The organism is Halodesulfovibrio oceani subsp. galateae, assembly GCF_055397225.1.
The window spans coordinates 3,837,366-3,862,680 of sequence record NZ_AP042453.1 but is presented as its reverse complement, the minus strand read 5'-3'; the positions used below and the strand labels follow the sequence as shown (position 1 = coordinate 3,862,680).

Below are 25,315 nucleotides of genomic sequence, written 5' to 3'. Positions count from 1 at the left end.
TATGATAGATAACTGTATTCGAAACGGCTACTAATCAGCAAATTTTTTACCCCAATAGGGATCATCTAAAAAATCAAAATTATAGTCTGTTTCAGGGTAAAGATTGGCAATATCCTCGCTTACAGCCTCACCACCTCCATCTTCACAAATTAAATCTACAATGGTGGCACCATCTTTTTGTACAAGAATCCCAGCCCCGTAAATAGGAGTCATATAGCCTTCTTCATCCATATCTTTTGAAAGAAAACTGTAAACCGTGTACGTGGTTCTATCATTAGTTATTCTTATTTGGTGACCAAAGCCGCCAGCAAAATATTTAATCGTTTGCTTGAAATTCTTTTTTTGTTGGTTATAGGGGATTCTTAGTTCTATTTTTTTATCTTGATTTTTAAACTGATAGTAGCTCGTGCCTGTCTTTTTGTTAAAACAAACTGAGGCAGATTTTGTTCCAGTTTGGCAGATAAATAATTCTTGTTCATTGTCTTCACAAAACGAGACTGAAGATATGTTTTGTGCATAACTACAGGTACAAACACACAAAGTTAATACATATGCAAAGATTGTTTTATTCATACAATTCTATCATTAGATTGTCAGAATTAGTATTTTCATACTTTTTAAGGTAGTTGAAACTGCTATTATTCAGCAAATTTTTTACCCCAATAGGGATCATCTAAAAAGTCAAAATTATAGTCTGTTTCTGGGTAAAGATTGGCAATATCATCGTTTATATCCTCACCAGTTCCACCTTCACAAATTAAATCCGCAATCATAGTGCCATTTTTTTGCACAAGGATTCCGGCGCCGGACTTATACGTCGTATAGCCTTCTTCATCCCTACCTTTTGAAAGAAAACTGTAAACCGTGTATGTGGTTCTATTATTAGTTATTCTTATTTGGTAACCAAAACCGCTAGCAAAAGATTCAATTGCTTGCTTGAAATTCTTTTTCTGTTGGTTATAGGGGATTCTTAGTTCTATTTTGTTATTTTGATTTTTAAACTGATAGTAGCTCGTGCCTGTTGTTTTGTTAAAACAAACTGAGGCAGACTTTGTTCCAGTTTGGCAGGTAAATAATCCTTGTTCATTGTCTTCACAAAATGAGACTGAAGATATGTTTTGTGCATAACTACAGGTGCAAACACACAACGTTAACAGCACCACAAGTATTGCTTTGTTCATATAATTTATTATCACTCAATAGTTGTTACTTAATTTCTAATCAAATTTGTCTGTAGAAAAAATTATCTTGAAATAAAGCTACGCTTACTACTATATTCAGTGTGTTGTGTTCTAATGTTTACTTTACAGAAGAGGTCGTACACACCCGATGTTAAAATAAACGTGAGAACATCATCTTTAAGTTTCAATCTCGTTGCATAAGCAAATGGGTAAACTGCAATCATATCCCTATCTGAGACAGTACAATATTTTTGTATACTCCCATTATAGGAAACATAAATGCATGGATCATTTTTCAGTATGTAAGCAAAGTTGCTATTTTGATTCGATCTTTCAAGTTCAACAATTTGATCTAAAGTAATTTGAGAAGGAGCAGCATTTGTTGACGAATAGGAAGAAAAAAAGATCATAAGAAAAGTGAAAATAACCATATGTTTTTTCATTATTATCTCTTTTTACAAGTTGCATACAGACTCTTTCTATTGACTGTGCAAAAATACAAAGTTTTTTTATATAAATATTCAAATGTTCCGTCACCAATATCAGCACGTAAGCTCCCTGGAACGATGTAGAGCTCAGGGTCACTAAATAAAATTTCTTTGGAACCACATATGGTCGATGTGATGTTCTTTTCTTTAAAAAAAATACAAGGAGAGTTTTTACGTAAGTAAATCGTTGTATATTCTCTCTGTGATTTTCTGCTATAGTAACTGTCGAGTTCAAGAAGATTGTCAATGTCAGGTTCTTTTGAAAAAATAGGACTTGATACCGCAATAAATGCGACGATAAGAAGTACTATTATCTTAGTGGGTAGACTCATGAATAGTCCCAGTGGGTTTCTCTTTCTGTCCTGCCGATTGGTGTCTATCCTATCTTCGCCATGCTGTAGAGCAGTGCATAGCATTGGAAATCTCCAGTAACATCAACAGTTCTCAGAGATTACAACTGCTATTGACTGGTAAATTTATTAAACCAATAGTCATCATCATCATAATCATCATTATAGTCAGTCTCTAGATAAATCTTGGAGATACGATCTGCTACATCATCACCCATTCCATCTTCACAAATCAGATGCGCAATTATGGCACCATCCTTTTGTACAAGAATCCCAGCGCCAGAGGTAGGTGTCATATATCCTTCTTCATCAACACCTTTTGCTCGAAAGCTGTAAAGTGTATATAACGTATCGTGATTCGTTATTTGGATTTGACGCCCAAAGCCACCACTATAATACTCAATCGCCTGCTTGAAATTTTTCTTATGTTGGTTATAAGGAATAGTTAGTTCTTTTTCGCCAGTTATCTTTTTAAACTGATAGTAGCTCGTGCCTGTTTTTTCGTTAAAACATACTGACGCGAGCTTTGTCCCAGTTTCGCAGACGAACAATGTCTGCTCATTGCCTTCACAAAATGAGACTGAAGATATGTTTTGTGCATAACTACATGTGCAAACACACAACGTTAATACATACGCAAAGATTGTTTTATTCATACAATTCTGTTCTTACTTAATGATGATTACTTAATTCTTAATCGAATTTGTCTGTAGAAATATCATCATTATAGGCTGTGAAAGGAAATAATTGTCCAGCTTTACTGGAAATTCTACCGCTGGTTTCAGTGCAAAGAATATCAGCAAGAATTTGTTTGTCTTTCTGGACCAGTATTCCTGCACCTTCGATGTATTTTGTGATTTCGCCTATACTGTCAAGTTTGGTTAATGAAAAATTATACAATGTATATAGATGGTTGCCACTTGTAACTTGCAACTGTTCTCCTCCACCTCCACTATATGGTGCAGAGCTATATTTAAACGTATTTTCTCCATTAGCTGTAAGAACCAATTCTATTCTGTCTTTTTTTCCAAAACGATAAATTGTTCTGGAGAATTTATGACAAACTGAGGCAAGTTTATTTGTCGTAATACAGTTGAAAATAATTTGCTCATCATCCTTGCATAAGTTTTGATCCGAGGCTTGAATGGTGGAAACTGATAGTACTGTGCTTAATAATATAAAAATACTAGCTAGCTGAAGCTTAGACTTTTGATGCGAAGCCAACTTCTACCTGTCCCAATTACTTTTTCTGTGTATTTTGCATAGACTATAATATTCTCGCGCTTACTAACGTCAGTTAAAACAAATAACGATTTTCAAGATAGACTAGTTTTCAAATTGTTTTTCTGAAATGGGTTTCGCTAACCTAATAATATTGTCTTCAAATTCTTCAGAAGAATCTCCCACGCTGAAAATTTCATAAGTTAATGAATCAAAATGAGCGTCGTTGGTGCATATGGATTGCTTAATAATTTCACCATGTTTTACTGCAAATTGTCCTGAGCTATCATAAAACCTAGAAACACGATGGTCTTTATCGCGATAAATTTCGGAATAAGTAAAAATTAAGTATTCAATATTCTTATTCTTTATTCTTAGTTGCGCAGTATCTCCGCCACCTAGGGGGCCTGTGCTAAAAAAAATTCTTTGCTGCTCGCTTGGTGTTAATTCAATCTCACTGGCATCTTTTTCATTAGAGCGGTAGATAACTTTATTTGTTTGGTTACAAAGAGAAATAATGCTTGCTTCGGTAGTACAACTAAACAGTACTCGCTCAGGAGGAATACAGAGTGTTTTTGCAGCATAAGAGTTAGAGAATGCTAACAGTGTAAATACTGTGCAACTTAATAATATGTTCTGTATCATTCCGGTAATCCTAAAATTCTTTTAGCTTTAAGCAAATTAAGCTGCCTATTGTGAAGATGGAGTCGCTGACTATTAATTTTGACTGTAACATTGCTTATGTCGTCTATGTCACAAGGAATATTTATCTTTCTCCATGACCAATACCAAAAAGCTGATTGTACTGAGTAGCGCAAATTTGTTAAAATTAGTTCTGGCGATTCTATAAAGCTAACTTCTGATGCAGGGTTTAACCGTTGAAAATGACGATTAAATCTCGTGTAATTCTCTTTCCACGTAATTTGTAACAACCCTTTTCCACAAAAGTTGTAACCGTCTTCAGTCTCTTCTGCTCCGTTGCCATATCTATTTGCATAAACATAACTAAACAACTTTCTAGGGTTATTAAAAAACTGTCTAGGTGCACTAAATTTTGCTCGACGGCCAAAAGCATTAATGAGTGCATTCAGAGAAGAATAATTACCATTTTCTTTACAAGCTTCAAAATTACTCTCATGGCCTACTTGAGCCGCAAAATGCGCGACTCGAAGCGGAGTGTTAACTTCATATATTTTACCAAATTCATTAAGTAACGGTATTAACTCTTCAAGATATGTATCAGTTAAATTTTTATTCGTTACTGCCTGGATTAATTCTTTTGTAAAGAGCGTTGGTGGTTGACTAAGTATTGGATAGAAATGCCAAAGCCCTTTCGCAGAATCGATATCATCTAAAGAGCTCATCCATTCCAAATTGTTAATTCGCTCTTTTTCCATATCTAACGAACTAAGCTTGTCACTTATTCTTCTAATATTTTCATCTGTGTACAAGCCACGCCTTTCTTTCTCGCCAATTTTTAATCGCTCATATTTCTTCGATTCTGCATCTACCCATTTAAAAATGCCACTTCCAGCTTTAGATGCCCATTCACTTCGATGTTTCACGGCGTAATGGTGAGCAATAACATCTCGAAAATAGTTTTTAGTGTCACTTAACAAACCAGCTGTGGTTTCTTCGTGCTCAATTTCGTTCTTGGTAAGAAAATCGGAAAGAACTTCCCGAGAGTCTTTTTCGGTATAAAGTCCTGTCGCTTTCTCAGCATCAAAAGTACTTACAGGTGTATCGTCAGAAAAACTGATATCTTTTAAAAATGCTTTGGGGATCTCGCTTTCTGTAGAGAAAATTTCAATATGTACTTGTTGATTACACTTTGGAAGACCATTTTCATCTTGGACCTCGCATAACCCAAGATGCCCAACTGGATCTCCGGCATTGATCTTGATTGGAGAATCAAGCTTCTTTAACAAATTCAAAGGGTATGGTTTTCTTTCTACAATTTCAATATGTTCAGCATGAGGAGAAAGCCACATAGAAGTAGTGGGCCTGCCAGTGCTACTTGACATGTTGACTGTGGCTCGAACCATTTCAACATTAGCCTCACCAAGTTTTTGAAGCTCTATCTTTGCAGGCTCATAAGAGAATGTCGTACCAGATGGAATCGTTGTACTAGCCTCGCCAACCTTACCTTCTAAAGGATCACCTCTTCCTGTAACTCCTTCGCCGGTAGTTTTTGCTTTAATTTTCTTTGTCATCCAGCTGGGCTTTACTGGTGATACTTTTTTAAAGTTTTTTGTATGATAGTTGCCAGATGGTTCACTGTTAATTGCAATCCAAATTTCATTGCCTTGCTTAATTGGGACCACTGTTTCTGGTGCACTTGTCTCACCTTTGCTGACTATTCTGGCTTTTACTAAACGGTATGTTGATCTACCTTGGACTATACTTGCAATTTTAACATTATCATTTTGAACAACTGCCGCTGTTACGTCGTTTGAATCGACTAACTGGATTTGCTCATTTTTCTTTAATGTCGTAGATGAAGTGCCTGCGGTATAATATCCTTCAGGTTGAGGTGCATCTTTACGAACATTACGTGATTTTTTGAGCATGTATGTTGGCTTTTCATACTCATCCCAAGGTAGTAGATGCATATATAAAGAATAAAAAACAAAATCTATTTTCTCTTCAGAAGTTGCCGCTTCGGCTGTAGCTGAAGAGGCGGTTGCTGCGTCTGGTGTTGCAGATGCAGTCGATGCATCTGGTGTTGTAGATGCAGTCGATGCGTCTGATGTCGCAGGTGCATCTTTTTCACATTGTACTGTGTGTTTAATAAGACAGAAATTGTTTGAGTACTGAAGGGTATGCGTAGTATTATTAGATGTGTAACTTCCTGTTTGGTATTGTTGATTCATCCTGTAAGCAACAATTTCACCGTCACAAACGGCTCTAACGGGCTCAGTTGTGCACCAGTCAGCAGTGCGCGTACTGATATGAATTCCACCATGCCATGTATCGAAGTTTGATATAACAAATCTACCAGCTGGTTCATCATTTAGAAAATGAACCAGTTCTTCTGGAGTAAATTCAGAACCATTCTTCTTTGTAATTGGTAATACTGTTTTCATACGTTAACTCACTCAGAAAATACGTAATGTGGAATATCTAAAGGCAACTCAATTTCTGGTGGCTCTGGCTTAATAACCACCGGATCTATGCATGGGAGCTTGATATCTGAAGCAATACCGGGGAGTAATGGTAGTTCCCCATTATAGCCACTGCCTGCAACAGCTGCTCCGCCTGCGTTTAAATCAATTGCTGCACCAGAAATGCTTATTCCAGCTGCTTCTAATTTAATGAAGCTGCCTCCTGCCTTCACTGTTATCTCAGTGCCAGCCTCAATGACGACCTTTGCTCCAGACTTAATATGAATTTCTGTTCCCGCTTCCACTAGGTGCCCTGTGCCGTCTTTTATGTGGAGTGAGCCTGAAACTAAAATCGATTGGTCTTGCGTAATATGTGTTTTTTGAGCGCCCTCAACCATCTGGTGAGAGTCTTTGTTGGTTCTTACAATATTTATGTTGTCAACCAGCGTATGCCAGTCATGCTTAACATCATCAGTGCGATCGTTTTCAACAAGAAGCATAGAATTACGCTGAGCTTGAATAAAAATTTCTTCTTTATCTGCTTCGTCTTCGAACCGAACTTCGTTGTATCCCTCACCCATGTGAGTTTGTGTACGCAGCACTGTGCGCGTCTTATTAGCGGGCAAGGCGTAAGGAACTTTGTTGCTTGCATGATACGCACGACCAGTAATGATAGGCCTATCCGGATCGCCTTCCAGAAAGCTTACGATCACTTCGTGCCCGATGCGAGGGATCGCAATATGTCCGTACTGACCGCCTGCCCACCCCTGCGAGACACGAATCCAGCAACTGCTGGTGTCATCTTGCTTAGGGTTATCGATGTCCCATGGAAAATGAACTTTCACACGACCGTGTTTGTCGCAGAAAATTTCTTCCCCCTCTGGGCCGACCACAATTGCCATCTGCGGCCCGTCAACACACGGCTTTGGGTTTTGCGTTGGCTTCCACTGACGATGATCAGGAATAACGACAAAATCGTTATTGTATGTTGTCGCGCCGGAAGCTCCGGCTTCCTCTAGTGCTTGAGGCTGGGTTCCTGAGTGGGAAACGGCAGTGGTAAACCAATCGCGATTGCAGGAAGCGCTGGGGTGTTCCTTGAGAGTAAATTTGTATCCGGCAGTAAGGTCAGAGCTATTACTTGAGCCGCTGGCAGTAAGTGCATCGCTACGTAAATGTTCAAGCCTGACCTGTGAAAATTTTGTTCCGGTCTGATCTTTTTTATAGCGTCCCGGATAGTCGAAGTGTTCGTATGATAGGCGTTGGTAGTCCATCTCATCGCCATACGCATCTCCAAGTAGCGGGTTGCCTGGCGCATGGAAGCTGTAATCTTTTAATTGAACTGAAGAAGGGCGAATACGCGCCTGTTGACGAAAATCACGAACAAATGGCTTTAGACTCACCCCGCCGGACTGGGTATTATATTCCAATGCAGAAGGAAGCACGGGAGCCGTTTGCACTTCGTCTGCGAAGCAAACAGTGTGCAATGCTTCTTCGTGGCTGAAATAGTAATAAATGCCTTCTTCTGCTGCGATGCGTTCTACAAACGCCAAATCTGTTTCTCGATATTGCACGCAGTATTCACGAACTGCGGGCTCTTTTGTCAACGCAAAAGCGTAGTCGGAAATACCCATTTCAGAAAAGATACATTCGATAATTTGGGGAACTGTTAGCTCTTGGAATATTCGTGAGTTTTGACGAAGACTCAAACGTTGCAGAGCAGGAACGAGCACTACTTTGTATATTGTATGATGATGTCCGGTGTCTCCTTGGTGAAATTCACAGACGATGCCATGGCGTTGCTGTATGACAACATTATTGTACCTGATTTTCAGCACACCGGAACGATCTACTGTCTGCAAGGGCGTAATAGCTTCCAGACGGCTTGTTAGTGTAATATTGAAATGGAATGTAGACGAGAGCGCTTCCTCACCAGAAAAATCGAGTACACTGAAAGTATCGTTTGCCAGCCCGTCCAGCTGAAAAGTGAATTGCAGTCCTGTCTTATTTAGCATGTGTGTGCTCTTTTCGCAGTTTGAAATCATTGGGCAAACAGCCCCATCTCGTTTGTAGCAAAGCCCGCACAGTCATAGAGAATGTGCGGGCCTGTATAATTCGTATTCGATAAAACTAAGCTACAGGAGCACGCCAGTCGTCAGAACCAGAAGTTCCAGCAACAGTGTGTTCCCAGTCAATTTTACGGTAGGCGAGAGCTACGTTGATAAGCTGTGTGAACTCTTTGCTCTGTGCATCCTGACAATGTGGCATGTCAAAATTGATATCCACGATTGTTGCATCGGTGAGCGTGGTGGTGAAGAAGTGCTCCTGCTTACCTTCAATGGAAGTGCGGTACCATTTCAGAGTAACAGTCGGAAGCATTTCGCCGGAAGCAAGGGCGTTGTACATAAGTGGAACAGCTTTGTTGAGTGCTACAGTAAAGCGGAAAGGCTTATGCATACGCTGGCCGGAAGGCTGACCAGACTGAGGATCGGTAGGAACAGTAACAATATGTTTGAATTCCTGCACGAGCATTTCATCTTCATGACCTTCTACGTAGATGTTACCTACGGAGTCAGCAGTAAAAGCGCCTGCAGTAATGTTGCCCTGAGTTTTACCTTCAATAGCGATATAACAAGGAGTTGGCATAATATTTCCTTTTGAAAAAAGTTTTAGAATTACGCTTTCCTTATCAAATTATGTGCCAAAGTATATTTCGGCTCTATTGCTCACTTTTTTGATAAGCAATAAAGGAGTGGGCAACTTGTTGCTCGAAAAAGTGGGCAAGAAATTGCCAAATGAGCAAAAAGTTGCATTGCTCACTTTATTTCTCTAGTTACGTTCAAGTTGTAATCGTTAGCTTCCCCGTCAAGCTGACAGGTCAAAATCAGAGTTTTTTGCTTTAATAAACAAAAATTCCGGTGGGGTAAGTCCATTAAGGCCTCCGTGTGGGCATTCTTCATTGTGGGTCAATTTCCACAGCAGGTTATCTCCCAAACCTCAATAAGATTGCAAAAGAGGTACAAATTTAGAGCTTCTGTTCTATAGGTTTAGTTAAATCGTTTAATATACGCATTCTGGTTTGACTTGCTGGGTTGGATGTATTGAATATTCATTCCCACAGATTCAGCCCATGCGACAAACTCTCCTAAAAGAAATTCCGGGCCGTTAACTGGCGCAGAGTTTTCGGCATCCCCCTTTCATAGTGAAGCCGCTCAATCACGCGTATTAACCATTTTCCAATTATGGAAGTATCAATTCAATGTGTAAAAATTCTCGGTTAAAATCATAATGACGTTGAAAGTCTTAACCCGTTTCCCTGCGCAAAGAGAATCACTCATAAAATCAGCTGCCCACGTCTGGTTTGGCTGAATTGGAGTTAACAGAGGCTGTCTTGTCCGTTTTGGAAGCCGTTTCTTTGCTCCACACTTTTAATTCAATCAAAGGGTACTGTGAACTCGGCACACCTTTTTATGATTCCAAGAATGAGTACGCGTTGCGCACGGAAGCATTTCCCAAATCCCATGGTTGCGGCAGATGTCTTTAACTTTGCTGCTGCTTCGCCTTCTTCCAACATCGCAATAACCTGCGTTTCAATGAATCGTGATTCCTTCATGGACATATTCTGACTGCGTTATGCAAAAAACTCTATTTTTGACTTGTGTCTTTTTAAGGAAAGCTTACGTAAGCATCTTTAGCGTTAGTTTGCATATGCTAGCTCTTACAATGACCATTCTAAAAGAAACCTTGGTTGTTATCCCCAAGACATTGGTCTCGAGTAAATTGTGATCAAATATATAGGTGGGCTAGTCAAACCACCTATTCTGACATCCTGATATAAGTATCCATAGGTTCGTAGTCATTCTTTACCAAAATAGCAGAAAAAACGAATCAACCTTTTGATGCCAGTTCAATCCTGATTCTTAGATTTACGTCGAAGAGGATTATCAGCCCTTATCGTTTCTCATACGGACAAGTCCAGAGACCAAAGAGACATCTCGGCCAAAGAAAACATTATAGACACCATAATTAATTGAAAAAAGTAAAAACTTTCGAAACTCAGTTCATAGAAGAGAACACCACCCTTCCATGGCATCAGAAGAATACATACATTCCAGATATAGCCTGTTAAATCAAAATCCCCTGCCTTATTACTAAGACAGGGGATTGTCAGCAATCTGAGGTTCATGGATGTTCATCTATGAGCCTTTTTTCGTAATATTACTTAGTACATTCAAAGACGCATCGCTCAATCAGCCATCATATTATGACTGCATGTCATCCTTTTTTATACCAGCAACAGGCACAGGATTTTTCATAGCGTCGCGACGGAACGGCTCGCCAAGTTCCTGATTGTTAAGAATCTCCACAAAAGTAGTTTTGCCGTCTTCCATCTGTGCTTTAATAGCTGCAGAGAGTTTCTCGCGAAGTTCTTCCATGGTAGCAGCCTGACAGCCTTCAACGCCGCATGCTTTAGCAATGCTAGCGTACGAGACATTTTGATTCAACTCAGTACCAACAAAATTATCGTCGAACCACAACGTTGTATTACGTTTTTCAGCGCCCCACTGATAGTTGCGGAATACTACCATTGTAATGGCAGGCCAATCATCGCGACCACAAGCAACCATTTCGTTCATGGAAATACCGAATGCACCGTCACCGGCAAAACCGATAACTGGCACTTCAGGCTTAGCAATTTTAGCACCGAGAATAGCGGGAAAACCATACCCGCATGGACCAAACATACCCGGAGCAAGGTATTTGCGGCCTTCTTCAAATGTTGGATATGCGTTACCGATAGCGCAGTTGTTTCCGATATCAGTAGAAATGATGGAACCTTCAGGCATTAAATCTTTAATGACACGCCATGCCATACGAGCGGTTAGCTTTTCTGGCTCACGAGAACGTGCACGTTCGTTCCAAGTAGTACCCGGATCGTCTTGCTCATGATCCATAGAAGCAAGCTCTTTTTCCCATGCAGCTTTGGTTTCAGATATCATTTTCTTACGCGCTTCACGGCCTACGTCGCCAGCATTAGAAGCCAGTTTAGCAAGAATGCTCTGAGCAACCTTCTTAGCATCACCCACAATACCTACGCTCACGGGCTTAGTCAGCCCGATACGATCTGCATTGATGTCTACCTGAATAATCGCAGCATTGTTTGGCCAGTAATCAATGCCGTATCCCGGAAGAGTAGAAAACGGATTCAAACGAGTACCCAGTGCAAGCACAGCGTCTGCCTTCGAAATAAGTTCCATTGCTGCCTTAGATCCGTTGTAACCCAGAGGGCCTCCATAAAGTGGATGGCTACCAGGGAACGCATCATTATGCTGGTAACCGCAACACACAGGAGCATCAAGACGCTCTGCTAACGCCATGGAGTCTTCAATCGCACCACCGATTACCACACCACCGCCGTTAAGAATCACAGGAAACTTTGCAGTGGACAGAATATCTGCAGCACGAGAAATCGCATCTTCGCCGCCGGAAGGTAGTTCAAACTCTACGATAGCTGGCAATTCAATATCAATAACCTGAGTCCAAAAATCACGCGGGACGTTAATCTGTGCTGGTGCAGAAGCACGTTTAGCTTTTAGGATTACACGATTAAGCACTTCTGCAACACGGGAAGGATCAAGAACTTCTTCCTGATATGCAACCATATCTTCAAATACAGACATCTGAGGAACTTCTTGAAAGCCCCCCTGTCCCATGGTTTTGTTTGCTGCCTGTGGAGTGACAAGCAACAATGGAGTATGGTTCCAGTAAGCAGTTTTTACTGGTGTGACAAAGTTAGTAATACCAGGGCCATTTTGTGCAATCATCATGGACATTTTACCCGATGCACGAGTGAAGCCGTCTGCCATCATGCCAGCGTTGGTTTCATGGGCGCAATCCCAGAAGGCAATTCCTGCTTTAGGGAAAAGATCAGAAATAGGCATCATTGCAGAGCCAATGATACCGAACGCATTATCAATACCATGCATTTGAAGTACTTTTACAAAAGCTTCTTCTGTAGTCATTTTCATGATGTGTCTCCTTGCTATGGATTACTAGATTGCGACGCTGGCACTATCAGAATGTCGCACTATACATCGACCATGAACAACACCTTATTAGCTAGCTTGCTGCTTCATTCAAGACTCAACTGATTTTCAATTCAAAGCATATAAACCCTAGCTAACCTACTTAAACTATTACCTTACGTTTCAATGCAAAGCTAACAATCTGTAGAGTTAGACCTATAACACAAAACAACGGTTAAACAAAACAGTATATAACGCCCAATGTAATGGTTTTAATTTAAGCGGCAGGCTCAGTTATGCCCACCACCATCGCAATACTGGCTCCTCAACATAATTGAAATCTTGCGTAGTAGCCCCTCTGGTTCATTGAATCACTCAAGCAAGCAACTCTAGAATCAACAGAGCTCATTTAAAGAATAAAGGCTCCGAACCATCTTGGTTCAGAGCCTTTCGCTTTCGTGTCAGGAAGCCAATTCCATCCCCCATCAAGGGACTACGGAATTTTTTTAACGGCTTGTTAAGACAATCCTCGCTTGGATGCCTTAAGCGGGTTAATTTTTTTCGTTTTAGTGGTCACGAGTTTGATTTTATCACTATTAGCTTCAAACATTTCTAAAGGAGAGAAACCGAGTTTTTCCAGTCTATCTAAAAATTTTCTGCGATCCACTGCATAACGGTTAATATCTGCAAGACCTGAATCTACTCTATCTTTCGTGGTAAAATACAATCCATTCGAGTCAATAACTACAAGAAACGAGTTATCACCTTCTTCAATTTCCTGAATGACCATATCTTTCGTAGTTCCAAATCTATTAATTCCTGCCATATCTTTCTCCGGTTTTTCTGTTTTTGAAAGAATATTGAAATTGATAATCAAAGTCAACCACCTGTTCAAAAACAGCAAACGAAGTTTATGATCCCGCTACAAACGTATGGACACATAGTTTATCTACAAACAACAACGTTATTAATTGTATCTGGATGAACTATGCGCCATTTTTTTCAACTGGCTATGGAATAAGGAATCGACCTTGTAACAAAATATTATAAAATAGCTGGTTGAACGTCCGTATCAACGTTTTTGCAGGCGATGAACGCACTATGCAAACTTTGCTTTTAGAAACTCTCGCTGAACTAATTTCGCCGGAGTCTATTGGAAAACATCTACTTATAAGATCACAATGACCTAGCAAGATATGGATACAAAAAGAATCAACAAAGAGACTAACGGCATTGGCCTCAAGGGGCGTGAGTTCAACTCTCGTTATCCCGACCAGAGAGAACTACACGAGGAAGGACTGGAGAAATCTTGTCCTTCCTCGTGTTAGCTTGTTTTATTATGGAAAATTACATCCAAGAACCGTCTCCGTGAGTTATAAATAGGTAATCAAATTGAAACCTACCCCCTGTGGATCCAAAATAACACAAAAACGCCCTACTCCCGGTATTTCCGTTGGTGGTAACATTATTTGCCCCCCCGCTTTCTCAACCTTCTGGACCGAGGCATCAACGTCATCAACCGTAACATAGTTATCCCATTGAAGAGGAACATCTTCAGGCATATTCCCCTCTCTGAGCAACATACCAGCGACGGCCTTATCTCCTATCATGGCAATGACGTATTGGTTACCGTATATCGTTTCCACTTCCGTAAATTCCCATCCGAATAAATCCCCATAAAACTTTTTTGCCGATTCTAGATCCGAGGTAATCAACTCGTTCCAACTGAAAACTCCGTGTTCTCTTGATGCTCCTTGCATATTGCCTCCAATAGATTAAAATTATTACTCTTCATCGTACAAATCGTAGAAAATTACATACACTTGCATGCTTATTTTGGAAACACATTATCCTTTTGAAACTATTAAAATGTACAAGGTCGCTAAAAATTGAAAGTTACAGAATCCGTTATTAAGCGCTAAAAAAAGCTCCATAGGTACTATGTCCTATGGAGCTTTTTTGTATCCTTCAGAAGAAGTGAATCTATAACTCAAGAGTGCTTAAATAGAGGCGGTTCAATCGATGGAGCATTGGGCAGCGAGGCTTCAACCTCGATTCTTGATGTCCTTGCGCCAATCATTGAGCGGCGCATAGCAGCCCTGCCCTTCATGCTGAGATCTGCGCACCTGTTCACTATACTTGGGATCGAGCATAAGCTTACAAATATAACGGATAGCTTTTTCGTCCCACAACAGTTCAGGACACCGCTTTGTGTATCCGTACTTCTGATGGGATTCGGAACAGGGATCACGCAGACAGCACCAGCCACAACCAACACACGGCTCATGCTCCTTGGTAAGCGGATCCATCTGCCGAACATCCGAAAAAAAATCAAACTCGTCGAACATGGCTAAGCCCTAATTTCTTGTGCAGTTAGCTTCACATCAGCTCCAGCGTTAGTTTACACATGCTAGTTCTTACAATGACTATTTTCAAGTAAACCTTGCTGGCTACCTCCAACACCTTGATCTCGAATGAATTGTGACCAAACATAACAGGTGGGCTAGTCGAATCACCAGTTCTGACATCTTGATATGAATCACCACTAGTTTCGTAACCACTCTTTGCCGAAGTGATAGATAAAAAAAGAGTAAATGAATAAAAATTCACAGATGGATTATGGTTGACGTGGAAAAGCTATCAGATATGTCCTAGTAACACTTGGTAATATTACTTTAGGAGGGTGAAGTGCGTAAATTCATTTCTGTTTTCATTCTGATATGTTCTGTTGTGTCCTGTGTTCCAAAAAATTCACCCCATGTTCCAAGTGAACACATGCAGACTGCTGCATCTGACGTAAAAACAACAAACTCTGTACCGACTGAACATATTGAAGGAAAAAAAACAGAATCTAAGGTTAAATCCGTAGAAAAATATACCCCAAATGGTCGTCGTGAAATTATCCTAGTACATGATCAAAAGTATGAATATATCGGAAATGCTTTTCGGGACAGCATAGAAAATTCACAGGTGAGTAACGCTGACCAATATTCAATGATGCGCGGCTATCTTCTTAGTGAGCAGCCGGAGGTAGACAAGGGGTTTGCATACTATACATTTAAAATGGAAAATGGAAAGATTCTTTATTACCAGACGCTTAAAAACGAAAAGATTGATAAAAGCTTTGGATCGAAATACAGTGTTTTTTGGTATAAAGATTATCAGAAGTATGCCAGTAAGTGCGGAAAACCCTTTGTTGAAGGTAGTTCCATTACATATGTTTCCTATCATTACAGATTCAACTATTACCGACTGAGTAATGGGAAAGTAAAATATGTTTCAATGCTTAATTCTCTAGATGTACTGCTTTCCCAGCTTAAAAAGAACAAAACTAAGATTGCAGAAATCCTGCTTGACTGGAAAATTCGTCATGACGAGCTTGATGACTCTTTCCGCTTTAGTCATGGCACCTTTAACGGCTCTGATCTTGTGATGTACGTGACAAAAAAGAAGAATCATACAAAAGCCAACCTATTTTTCACTTACAATGGCCGCAACTGGCTGTTTGCAGATAGTATTGTTCCGCTTGTAGATGGAAAAAAGTATGCGCCTTTCTATGGTGATGCCTATAGAGATAATAACGATATGGTCTGGGAAGTTATGACTTTTCCATACAAGGATCGTATGAGCAAATTGATCAATGAAATTTCCACATCAAAGAAAGCTATTATCAGATTTCATGGTTCTCGCGGATATGAAGATTTTCTCGTTCCAGAAGAACAGAAAGAAGCTCTCCGGAAAGCAATCAATTTATATACCCTCCTGAAGGCATCTACGTAATAATAAAAATTTGCTAAAAATCGGGGCAGCGGCAGAATCTCAGACTGTCGACAATGTTTCGCCGACCAGCGATGTAACATATCTTGTCCATACAAAATAAATCCTCTTCCATGTCATGGAGGAGGACTTTTTTGTTTAATTTTGTCTGCTACAGATTCTTGTTTGACAATGAGGTTCCTCACATGTGGTGATGACTTCAATAAGCCACAAGGTCGAAGTCTCGGAAGAGGTGAACCTACCAAGCCTTCTCGTTTCATACTTCCACACCTATGCTAAAGAAATCAGTCGCTCTGAAAAACGTTTTTTTAAGAAATCTAGGAAAACAGTCACCTTTTTTGACCTATTAAAACGCTCGGAAGACAATAATGCGACGACATCGGCTGTTGCGAGTTGGTAAGAGGGAAGAACTTGTATTAATTTCCCGCTCTTAAGTTCTGATTGTACATCCCATTCAGAACGCTGAATTATCCCCTCTCCTTCTACACACCAATTTTTTATTACCTGACCAACATTGCTTGATAACACTGGAGAGATTCTGACGCTTGTAACACTCCCTGTAGCCACTTCAGTAAAACGCCACATGGTCGCATCTTCATCGTTTTCTCTAAGCGCAATGCACCTGTGATTATCCAAATCTATTGGATGGATTAATGATGGTGCAGACTGAAGATATTCTGGGGATGCCAGTAATAGTCTCCGGTTTTTTGCCAGAATTACTCTCTTTAATGTCGAGTCCTGCAAGTGACCGACGTAGAACATAATATCGAGGTTATCATGCACCGCCCATTTAGGGATGTCAGATAAATTAAGTTCAATAGTTGTCTGTGGGTATAGGTTTTGAAACTCAGCCACTATAGGACCAATGTGTTTTACTCCTAACCCTATTGGGGACATTAATCTGATTTCACCTGAAATAGATAATTTTTTGTCAGAGATATCTTGTTCTAAATTCTCTAAATCTTGCAGTAGACCGCGTCCTTTCTTTGCAAAGATTTCGCCTTCATTCGTTAATGATATGGAACGAGCACCCCTTTCTACTAATTTTACTCCCAACTTGCGCTCAATATTCTGAAGACGCTGAGAAACGCTCGGAGGCGTAACGTTGAGCTTTCTCGCAGCAGCGGCCAAAGAACGACTTGCCGCAATGGTAATAAAAAACTCAATATCCAGTGATGACAGCATTAGGTCCAACCTTAATTAAAGAGTAAGTGTCCTTTAGTTTTACTACACGCTTTTTGATGATACAAATACTACTTAGAGCAAAAACTAAAGTCGGAGTAATAAATGGAAAGTGGATTTATTTTAAGTTCTGGAGAGTGGATCTACACATTCTTGTTCGCAGTCTCAATTTTCGCGGGCATGGTGGATGCTATAGCAGGAGGTGGTGGATTGATTACTATCCCGTGTCTGATGTTATCAGGTTTACCCCTCATGACTGTTCTAGGTACAAATAAGCTTCAGGCTGTAATAGGAGAGTTAACAACGTCATTTATGTTTTTTACTAGTAAGGAAATGCCCCTTAAAGGCTTAACTCTAGGCATAATATGTACATCTCTTGGTGCGCTATCCGGTGCTTGTGCTGTGAACCTTTTTGAAAAGGAAGCATTAGAAGTCCTTCTTCCTGTATTGATGGTAGGGATCACAATTTATTCCGTTACATCTAAAAGGCTGGAGGCAACAGAGCCATCTAAAGCAAAATTGACACCTAAGAAATTTATGATGATGTGCGGGCTGCTTATTGGTTTCTACAATGGTTTTTTTGGACCAGGCACTGGTTCTTTTTGGATGCTAGCATTTGTAGTTCTACTTGGATATACAATCAAACAAGCGACCATGGCGACTAAGCCGCTAAATTTAATAGGAAATTTTGTTTCTCTTATATTATTCATCATATTAGGACAAGTGGACTACACCTTGGGGCTAATTATGGGAGTTGGGCAAATTACTGGCTCTATCATAGGCAGTAAATTTGTAATTTCACATGGTACTCGGCTGGTGCGTCCAGTGTTCATATCAGTAACTATGGTAATGACTGCGAAGTTAATCTACGAGAATGTATTTATAGGCTGGCTCGTTTAGCTATCAATTTAATGAATAGCTTGTCTTTGATGGTACTGCCACAAGCTTGTGGAAAACCAGTTAAGCTACAAAAAACAAGGCGGCTATTTAGTACCTGAGCGAGTCCTGCGTCATTTTTTTCAGCTAACTATTTGGCAGAATTTGATCTTCCAATGGACATGTTGAAAAAGAAATAGCTGGATGCCCGTAGCAAAGTGATTGCAGGTGATGAAAGCGCGATGCACGCTCTGTTCCTCGAGTTTCTCGCCGACTTAGTCGGATCGAATATATGTGAAATGGTTATTTGCAAGCCCAAGAAAAACTGTAACATGCTGATTGGAAAAATCTTATTAACGAAACCAACTGCATGGGGTTCAAAGGGGTGTGAGTTCAAATCTAGCCATCCCGACCAGAGAATACAAGGGTTTCCAATGAGTTGCGTGAACCCTTTTTTAGTGTGGCTGAATAGCTAAACTATGCTTGCTTGAAATTTACCCTAAGTCTCTATTACGAGATAAAAAAGAAGCTCCAAAGGTACTACCTATGGAGCTTCTTTTTGCTTACGCAATGTTCTATTGTTGGCTTCTTGAACCTGATAAATCTTATTTTTCACGTTTCACAGTTTGCTTGTAGTAGTCTCCCACAGCCTCGTGTAACGCGTTGGCTGCTAGCCAAGCGCAATGCTGGTCATCAGCAGGCAGACCGTCTGCCCCGCCTAAACCTTCAAGAACGGTCTCTCCCGTTATTGCAGCAAGGTCGTCACAAGACTTGCCCACGGCCAGCTCCGCAGCCATGGAACCGCTGATCGTGCTAGAGCCACAGCCATCAGTAGCGAATCCGGCATCACAGACTCTATCGTCTTCAATATACAAAAATAATCGTATAGTATCACCGCACCCACCAGTAGATACACCCTCGTAGTTGGCCTTGGCAGGTTTTCCTCTATGCGGTGGATTGCGCCAACGGTTAAACCCTGCTTGCCCAAAGGCATCAATGGCTTCACTATTAATTTTATCCTGCAATTCATTCACTATTTCATCAAAACTGAGCACTTTCACGTCCGTTTGTTAAACATTTACACTCTACCTCAATACAAGGCTCGTATGATTTTAACACCCAGCTCTTTGTTCTTCAATAACAATTGGTTATATGCCACAAAGTCTACTCTGACGGGAGGAAACGTTCATTTGTCTTATAATGAAGACACACAACTCGCTCAACAAGCTTCTAGCTGCTTAATTTAATGGATTTAAAGGTGGTCTTACGATCAAAAAGTATACGAGCATGGCTAAAGCAGACTATGCGACTGCACACTGTCCGAAACCTCAACCCCTCGCAAAAGTTAACATATTCACTTAACACGATGAGATACCATACCTGTCATCTTTACAATGCAGAACACCTAAATGTTCTGCAAATTCTAAAAAGCAACCCATGAATTACGTCAAAAATAAGGGCATCGTGTTACTGTAGGAATTGAAAGTTACTATTATGCATTATGATGAACACTTCTCGAAGCTTTTTACTTCTACCAACTCAAACAGCCTTCCACGATTCGTGACTAGAACCACAGATAGGGAATCCTGTCTTTCTTAAATGGAAAAAACAGAACAATACTCAGAATAGAAACAGTTGGGAAAGATTCGACAAACTCCTTAATCTCAAACGCTGAACACAAAAAAAGCCCTCACAGTTTGCACTGTAAGGGCTTCAATCTCAATGGCGGAGAGGGAGGGACCCCTTTGGCTCATCCATGCCTTCCAACATCAAGAAAACCTGCCCCATATTTATCAACAAAACTCACTAAAAAACTTAGACTTCGCTGCAAATGATTTCTGATAACACTACCCATAAAACCCCAAAAAAATGAAACATTCTTGATTAAGTGATCACCAACAAAAATCTCTACATATTTTGAACCTCTTTAGATGCCCGCACAAAAGACAGGGCTGTCTATACAAGCTCACATTGTCTACCTTTGAGCTTCTTTTTTTACAGAGTATTCTGGTTCAAAAACATTCCATCTATCTTTTTTTATTACATAAATATTTCATCTCTTTTTTCTTACAAAATAGATTGTGCGATCACATACTTCTTTTTTTTTCATTCTTTTTTAAGCGGTCTGTGGTGCTATTCCCTGTGATTATAAATGAGGTGTATTGTACTGCTGATGAATTTGATGATGATTGTTTGTTCAACCTCTTTTTTCTTATTTTTTTAGCGTGTTATTTACATTATTAAGGGTCCCTAAAACGATTTTAGGTAACGCTTACTTCTATAATCGTTTGTACAGAAAGCCGTTGGGCTATTAGTTTTCATTCTTTATTTACAAAGTAGGATTTCTATGGACTTTTTTTCTCAGTTACAGATGGTGGTTAGTGACCTTAGTGGTTTTGTTTGGGGTGCGCCCATGCTTGTCATGCTTATCGGCACAGGGGTGTTCCTTACGCTTAGCTTACGAGGTATCCAGTTTACCAAGCTTGCTTATTCGCTCTGGTTGGCGTTGGTAAAGCGTAAAGAAGAAGGGGCGGAAGGCGATATCAGCAACTTTCAGGCTCTCATGACGGCACTTTCTGCCACTGTTGGAACCGGTAACGTAGCCGGTGTTGCTACTGCTCTGGCCATTGGAGGCCCCGGTGCAATGTTCTGGATGTGGGTCTCCGGTCTGCTGGGCATGGCTACCAAATACGGCGAAGCTGTGCTGGCTGTTAAATACCGTGTAGTAGATGCCAATGGTGAAATGAACGGCGGCCCAATGTATTACATCAGCAAAGGGTTGAATAAATGGTGGCTTGGAGCTACATTCGCCGGTTTTGCTTCCATCGCCGCTCTGGGTACCGGTAGTATGGTACAATCCAACTCTGTTGCAGATGTACTACAAACCTCTTTTGGGGTTCCGGAATGGATTACCGGTGCTGTTCTTCTTGTTAGCTGTGCATTGGTGCTTGTTGGCGGCATTAAGAGTATCGGCCGCGTTACCGGCGTACTCGTTCCTATCATGATTGCATTTTACATTGCCGGTGCGCTGCTCATCGTGCTTATGAACCTAGATCAGGTACCTGGTGCATTCGCACTAGTATTTGAGAAGGCGTTTAATCCTACAGCTGCAACCGGCGGCTTTGCCGGTGCCAGTGTCATGCTTGCCGTGCGCATGGGGGTGGCTCGTGGTGTTTTCTCTAACGAGTCTGGTCTTGGTAGCTCTCCAATCGCAGCTGCTGCTGCACAAACAAACCACCCTGTCGGACAAGCGTTAGTTTCCATGACACAGACCTTCATCGACACATTGATCGTCTGTACGCTTAACGGTCTGGTAATTATTATTGCAGGCGGGTGGTCCAGCGGTGCTACTGGAGCAGGTATGACCGCTATGTCCTTTAAATCCCTGCTGGTGGGCGGCGATTATATTGTGTCCATTGGACTGGCGCTATTTGCATACTCCACCATTCTCGGCTGGTGTTACTATGGTGAAAAATCCATTGAATTTTTGTTTGGCGAACGTGCAGTTCTACCATACCGCTTGGTATATATTGCCTGTATCGGTGTTGGTGCTGTAATGGAATTAAATTTCCTGTGGCTGCTTTGTGATTTATTTAACGGTTTGATGGCGTTCCCGAACCTCGTTGGTCTACTTTTATTGTCTCCAGTAATTATTAAAGAAACTAAAAATTATTTTGCAGATAAGACTCGTGAATCTGCAAAAAGTGCTGCTGCAACGCAACCAGCCCGTTAGTATTACGTGTGATTGTGCTAATGCTCGGCAATCCTTTGATGCTCTTTCCCTAATTTATAGGGTTAGATACCAGACGTTATAACAAATACGTCCGGTAGCCTTACTTGGCTGCCGGACGTATTTTGATTTCGAGTTATAGTACGTGACATCTGGAATTCCATGTACGCGCCAACTGTCCTTTATCTTACCGCTTCACAATACCCTGAGTTTCAGTAAATCGTGAGCTCTTCATAGATTTCTTCTAGCTGTGTTGTGCTAGAAAACTCTATTTAGGCCCTGTGTCTTTTTAAGAGAAACTTACGGTGAATCTCAGTCATTGGACACAAAAAAAGCCCTCACAGTTTGCACTGTAAGGGCTTCAATCTCAATGGCGGAGAGGGAGGGATTCGAACCCCCGGAAGCCGCAAAGCTTCAACGGTTTTCAAGACCGTCGCATTCGACCGGACTCTGCCACCTCTCCGTGTTGATATCTCTGCGAAGCAGAGGTGGACTGTATAGAGAATTACAATTCAAAGCGCAAGTACTTAATGCATTTTTTTTATTTTTTTATATAGGCACTAATTCCGTGCAGATTCTGAAGATTCAAGTAATCCAAACAAAACCCTAAGCAAGTCATCAGGATTAATAGGTTTTCCTACATATTCATTCATACCTGCTGCAATGAATGCTTCTCTGTCCCCTTTCAGGGCATGTGCTGTCATTGCCACCACAGGTACATCAGGACGTACCCTAAATGATGTTGATTCACGAATTCTGCGCGTTGCTTCTATACCATCCATTTGAGGCATGGCAATATCCATCAGTACTAAGTCATACGCTTCTTCTTTTACAGCTTCCAATGCCTCAATACCATTGGTTGCTAAATCGACCTCAAACCCCTGCTTCTTCAAAAAGATATTCATGTACTTCAGATTTACAGCATTATCGTCGACTACCAAAACTTTTTTAGAACTGCCGAGTATTGGCTTAGCCATGGCCGTTTCGCGCGTTGCCACCTCACCCCGCTCGTTCAGCTTCCCAAGCTGGAACGGAAGAGTGAAATAGAACTCTGCCCCTTCACCCGGTGCGCTGGATACTTCTAAAGTACCACCCATTAATTCGACAAGTTTCCGGCAAATGGCCAAACCAAGACCAGTACCTTGATATTGTCGGGACACAGAACTGTCTGACTGTACGAAACGTTCAAAGATTGCATCCTGATGCTCTTTAAGAATACCAATTCCGCTATCTCTCACTGAAAATCGTAATTGAGCTCTATCACTTTCCAATTCGACCAGATCAACAGATAAATGAACGCTTCCCCCGTCTGTAAATTTTAATGCATTATCGAGTAGGTTAACGACAACTTGTCTGATCCGAGGAAAGTCGCCTATTAACACATCCGGAACATCATCCGGAACAGTGAACACCAAGCTCAAGCAACGCTCTTCTGCACGATGAAAGAACATAGTGCGCAGCGCAGAAAGGCGTTTACGAAGCCTGAAAGCCTGTTTGTCGACGACCAAAACACCCGCTTCGATCTTTGAGAAATCTAAAATTTGGTTAATGAGTACGAGTAATGACTCCGCTGAGTTTTCCACCGCCTCAAGATATTCCCGTTGCTCTGCATCAAGTTCAGTATCCAGAGCCAGATCAAGCATGCCAAGCAACCCGTTCATTGGCGTGCGTATTTCATGACTCATGGTTGTAAGAAATTCACTTTTAGCTTTATCTGCAGCCTCTGCTGCATCCTTTGCTGCCTTTAACTCGTGTGCCATTTCCTGCTCACGTGTTGCTACATTAGTATACTTCAACACCATCGGTTCCCCTTGCTCCAAATGCAAAGGTATATACTGAACCGTACGGTGTGCCCCTGTATCCTGATGCCTTTCTGTCATGGTGTGACTCCCACCCTCAGCAATGGCAGTCTGAATAGTATGTATGCGGTCACTATCGCACAAACAAAGTCCATTAATGACGGGTGCCCATAACAGATCACTTGCAGACGCAGTCGTATACACCACACATTCATCAGCAGTGTACACAGTGGCATCAGCAGGTATTGCGCATAGAATATCCTTCAACAACAATGCCTCACGCTTTGCTGCTGCTGCTTCACGTTCAAGCTTTGCAGAATGTGCTTCAAGCTCAACAATACGCTCTATAGCTGTGGTAACATCAACCGGTTTTGACATGTTTCGACCCTTGCCCGCTTCGGCGCTCAACAACGAACGGTCATCTCTAATATTCTTATCCATATGCGCCCCCAGTTCTTGCACACATACATGAAATCACACTCCTCAGTACCACAGCTTCACGAAAAAATCTTCATATTATACATCATTTGCAGATAAATTTTTCAGGGGACTTCCTGTCGAGCTATATGGCTTGGCACATGTTCAAATTCTTCTTTCATTCTTCAGCTTTCAGCACGGGCTTAATATTTTTTGCACAAGCAATAAAAAACTACTAAATCACTCTAATTTAGAAACTAACTATCTATTTTTTCATACACTTCCTCTTTGTTTGGATTTTCAAACAGTGATGTTTCAACGGTTTTTTTAGTATCAAAAACTTTATTTTTATGTTTTAGAAACACAGTTAATGGATATGCCCCACCCGCGGAAAATCTACGTTTCAGAAGGGTTAGTTGCCGCTCGTGAAATATTTCACCTTGACGCAATGCCCCCTGCAAAGTAGACACTAAACAGTGGCAATGTGGGCTTTTTTTCAATATTTTAAACCAGCTATGAGGCGAAGGGTTATGGAGGAGAGACTATTACATCCTGCCGACGGGAACAGTACGTCACGCCAATTTGGCGGCGCGGCCCCGTTCTTCGTAGGTCTGGTAGTGGCACTCATCTTTGGTTGGTGGGCTTTCCCTGGACTGCTTTTTTCAGAACAGGAACAGCCTATTAATTTCAGCCATAAGGTGCATATTCAAGACGCAGAAATGGAATGTTCTGCGTGCCATTATTTCCGTGAAGACGGCACTTTTGCCGGCCTTCCGACAACTGAAAGCTGTGCCGAATGTCACAGCGACGAACCACTCGGGGAAGATCCGGAGGAAGCACGCTTCATTAAGGAGTATGTTGAGACCGGTAAAGAAGTTAAATGGCGTGTTTATCAAGCACAGCCAGATAACGTCTTCTTCAGTCATGCTGCTCATTCTATGGAATCATGCAATTCCTGCCATGACTTCACAGAAACCGAGCTCTGCTCCCAGTGTCACATTGATGTGGCCAATATGGACAAGGCCCCGACTTACTATGAAAACAAGCTGACCAAGTACAGCAAGCAGACCATGAAGATGTGGCAATGTGAACGCTGCCATGCTCATCCAGAGCATTATGGCGTTACTCGTTCCAGCAACGCATGCTTCGTCTGTCATAAGTAAAAGG

At 41.1% G+C, this 25,315-nt stretch carries 21 protein-coding genes, 1 tRNA gene and 1 pseudogene; 4 read left to right on the top strand and 19 right to left on the bottom strand.

All coding sequences use genetic code 11. From position 1 onward, the window contains the following. Positions 1-30 precede the first annotated feature (30 nt). The 15 genes and pseudogenes from ACZ5V1_RS16925 to ACZ5V1_RS16855 all read right to left on the bottom strand — a co-directional run bounded on the left by ACZ5V1_RS16925 (position 31) and on the right by ACZ5V1_RS16855 (position 14,715). Positions 31-573, bottom strand: a complete 543-nt coding sequence (locus ACZ5V1_RS16925) for a hypothetical protein (RefSeq protein WP_464389845.1) — start codon at positions 571-573, stop codon at positions 31-33. A 65-nt stretch (positions 574-638) separates the two neighbouring features. Further along, positions 639-1,181: a hypothetical protein gene (locus ACZ5V1_RS16920; RefSeq protein WP_464389844.1), complete on the bottom strand. Its 543-nt coding sequence runs from the start codon at positions 1,179-1,181 to the stop codon at positions 639-641. 445 nt (positions 1,182-1,626) lie between these two features. Next, the gene (locus ACZ5V1_RS16915; RefSeq protein WP_464389843.1) at positions 1,627-2,085 is read right to left on the bottom strand and encodes a hypothetical protein; all 459 of its coding nucleotides are present in this window, start codon (positions 2,083-2,085) and stop codon (positions 1,627-1,629) included. Positions 2,086-2,129: 44 nt separating this feature from the next. Further along, positions 2,130-2,675 carry a hypothetical protein gene (locus ACZ5V1_RS16910; RefSeq protein ID WP_464389842.1) on the bottom strand — a complete coding sequence of 182 codons (546 nt, stop codon included), beginning with the start codon at positions 2,673-2,675 and terminating at the stop codon, positions 2,130-2,132. A gap of 37 nt (positions 2,676-2,712) precedes the next feature. Beyond that, positions 2,713-3,243, bottom strand: coding sequence for a hypothetical protein (locus tag ACZ5V1_RS16905; RefSeq protein WP_464389841.1), 531 nt, complete (start codon positions 3,241-3,243; stop codon positions 2,713-2,715). Between the two features lie 102 nt (positions 3,244-3,345). Continuing rightward, a complete protein-coding gene (locus tag ACZ5V1_RS16900) occupies positions 3,346-3,885 on the bottom strand; it encodes a hypothetical protein (protein WP_464389840.1) in 540 nt (179 codons plus the stop codon). Next, positions 3,882-6,326, bottom strand: a complete 2,445-nt coding sequence (locus ACZ5V1_RS16895) for a glycoside hydrolase family 19 protein (protein ID WP_464389839.1) — start codon at positions 6,324-6,326, stop codon at positions 3,882-3,884. The genes ACZ5V1_RS16900 and ACZ5V1_RS16895 overlap by 4 nt, the downstream gene beginning before the upstream one ends. A gap of 8 nt (positions 6,327-6,334) precedes the next feature. Next, positions 6,335-8,356: a type VI secretion system Vgr family protein gene (locus ACZ5V1_RS16890; protein ID WP_464389838.1), complete on the bottom strand. Its 2,022-nt coding sequence runs from the start codon at positions 8,354-8,356 to the stop codon at positions 6,335-6,337. Positions 8,357-8,471: 115 nt separating this feature from the next. Beyond that, the gene (locus ACZ5V1_RS16885) at positions 8,472-8,987 is read right to left on the bottom strand and encodes an Hcp family type VI secretion system effector (protein ID WP_464389837.1); all 516 of its coding nucleotides are present in this window, start codon (positions 8,985-8,987) and stop codon (positions 8,472-8,474) included. A gap of 219 nt (positions 8,988-9,206) precedes the next feature. After that, positions 9,207-9,862: pseudogene (locus ACZ5V1_RS16880) on the bottom strand (transposase); the annotation flags it as partial. Continuing rightward, positions 9,775-9,954, bottom strand: a complete 180-nt coding sequence (locus ACZ5V1_RS16875; RefSeq protein ID WP_464391631.1) for a hypothetical protein — start codon at positions 9,952-9,954, stop codon at positions 9,775-9,777. The pseudogene ACZ5V1_RS16880 and the gene ACZ5V1_RS16875, both read right to left, overlap by 88 nt. Positions 9,955-10,603: 649 nt before the next feature. After that, positions 10,604-12,370: a sulfoacetaldehyde acetyltransferase gene (xsc, locus tag ACZ5V1_RS16870; protein ID WP_464389836.1), complete on the bottom strand. Its 1,767-nt coding sequence runs from the start codon at positions 12,368-12,370 to the stop codon at positions 10,604-10,606. A 514-nt stretch (positions 12,371-12,884) separates the two neighbouring features. Then, entirely contained in the window at positions 12,885-13,193 is a 309-nt protein-coding gene (locus ACZ5V1_RS16865; protein ID WP_464389835.1) for a hypothetical protein, read from the bottom strand. A gap of 547 nt (positions 13,194-13,740) precedes the next feature. Then, positions 13,741-14,127 (bottom strand): VOC family protein, encoded by a 387-nt coding sequence (locus ACZ5V1_RS16860; protein ID WP_464389834.1) that lies wholly within the window; start codon positions 14,125-14,127, stop codon positions 13,741-13,743. Between the two features lie 285 nt (positions 14,128-14,412). Next, a complete protein-coding gene (locus ACZ5V1_RS16855; protein WP_464389833.1) occupies positions 14,413-14,715 on the bottom strand; it encodes a hypothetical protein in 303 nt (100 codons plus the stop codon). Positions 14,716-15,142: 427 nt separating this feature from the next. Here ACZ5V1_RS16855 and ACZ5V1_RS16850 point away from each other — a divergent pair, with 427 nt between their 5' ends. After that, the gene (locus tag ACZ5V1_RS16850) at positions 15,143-16,147 is read left to right on the top strand and encodes a hypothetical protein (protein WP_464389832.1); all 1,005 of its coding nucleotides are present in this window, start codon (positions 15,143-15,145) and stop codon (positions 16,145-16,147) included. Positions 16,148-16,414: 267 nt separating this feature from the next. Here ACZ5V1_RS16850 and ACZ5V1_RS16845 read toward each other — a convergent pair whose 3' ends face one another. Then, complete coding sequence (locus ACZ5V1_RS16845) at positions 16,415-17,329, bottom strand: LysR substrate-binding domain-containing protein (RefSeq protein WP_464389831.1); 915 nt, start codon at positions 17,327-17,329, stop codon at positions 16,415-16,417. 102 nt (positions 17,330-17,431) lie between these two features. Here ACZ5V1_RS16845 and ACZ5V1_RS16840 point away from each other — a divergent pair, with 102 nt between their 5' ends. Then, a complete protein-coding gene (locus ACZ5V1_RS16840; protein ID WP_464389830.1) occupies positions 17,432-18,226 on the top strand; it encodes a TSUP family transporter in 795 nt (264 codons plus the stop codon). A 581-nt stretch (positions 18,227-18,807) separates the two neighbouring features. On the opposite strand, the gene ACZ5V1_RS16835 is transcribed toward ACZ5V1_RS16840, so the two are convergent. Next, positions 18,808-19,257, bottom strand: a complete 450-nt coding sequence (locus ACZ5V1_RS16835; protein ID WP_464389829.1) for an iron-sulfur cluster assembly scaffold protein — start codon at positions 19,255-19,257, stop codon at positions 18,808-18,810. 1,292 nt (positions 19,258-20,549) lie between these two features. Here ACZ5V1_RS16835 and ACZ5V1_RS16830 point away from each other — a divergent pair. Further along, the gene (locus tag ACZ5V1_RS16830) at positions 20,550-21,935 is read left to right on the top strand and encodes an alanine/glycine:cation symporter family protein (RefSeq protein ID WP_464389828.1); all 1,386 of its coding nucleotides are present in this window, start codon (positions 20,550-20,552) and stop codon (positions 21,933-21,935) included. Positions 21,936-22,303: 368 nt separating this feature from the next. Here the strand turns inward: ACZ5V1_RS16830 and ACZ5V1_RS16825 are convergent. Both ACZ5V1_RS16825 and ACZ5V1_RS16820 read right to left on the bottom strand, forming a co-directional pair. Further along, positions 22,304-22,395 (bottom strand) — tRNA-Ser (locus tag ACZ5V1_RS16825). Positions 22,396-22,492: 97 nt separating this feature from the next. After that, positions 22,493-24,172 (bottom strand): ATP-binding protein, encoded by a 1,680-nt coding sequence (locus ACZ5V1_RS16820; protein ID WP_464389827.1) that lies wholly within the window; start codon positions 24,170-24,172, stop codon positions 22,493-22,495. A 506-nt stretch (positions 24,173-24,678) separates the two neighbouring features. Here ACZ5V1_RS16820 and qrcA point away from each other — a divergent pair. After that, the gene (qrcA, locus tag ACZ5V1_RS16815) at positions 24,679-25,311 is read left to right on the top strand and encodes a menaquinone reductase multiheme cytochrome c subunit QrcA (RefSeq protein ID WP_464389826.1); all 633 of its coding nucleotides are present in this window, start codon (positions 24,679-24,681) and stop codon (positions 25,309-25,311) included. Positions 25,312-25,315 lie beyond the last annotated feature (4 nt).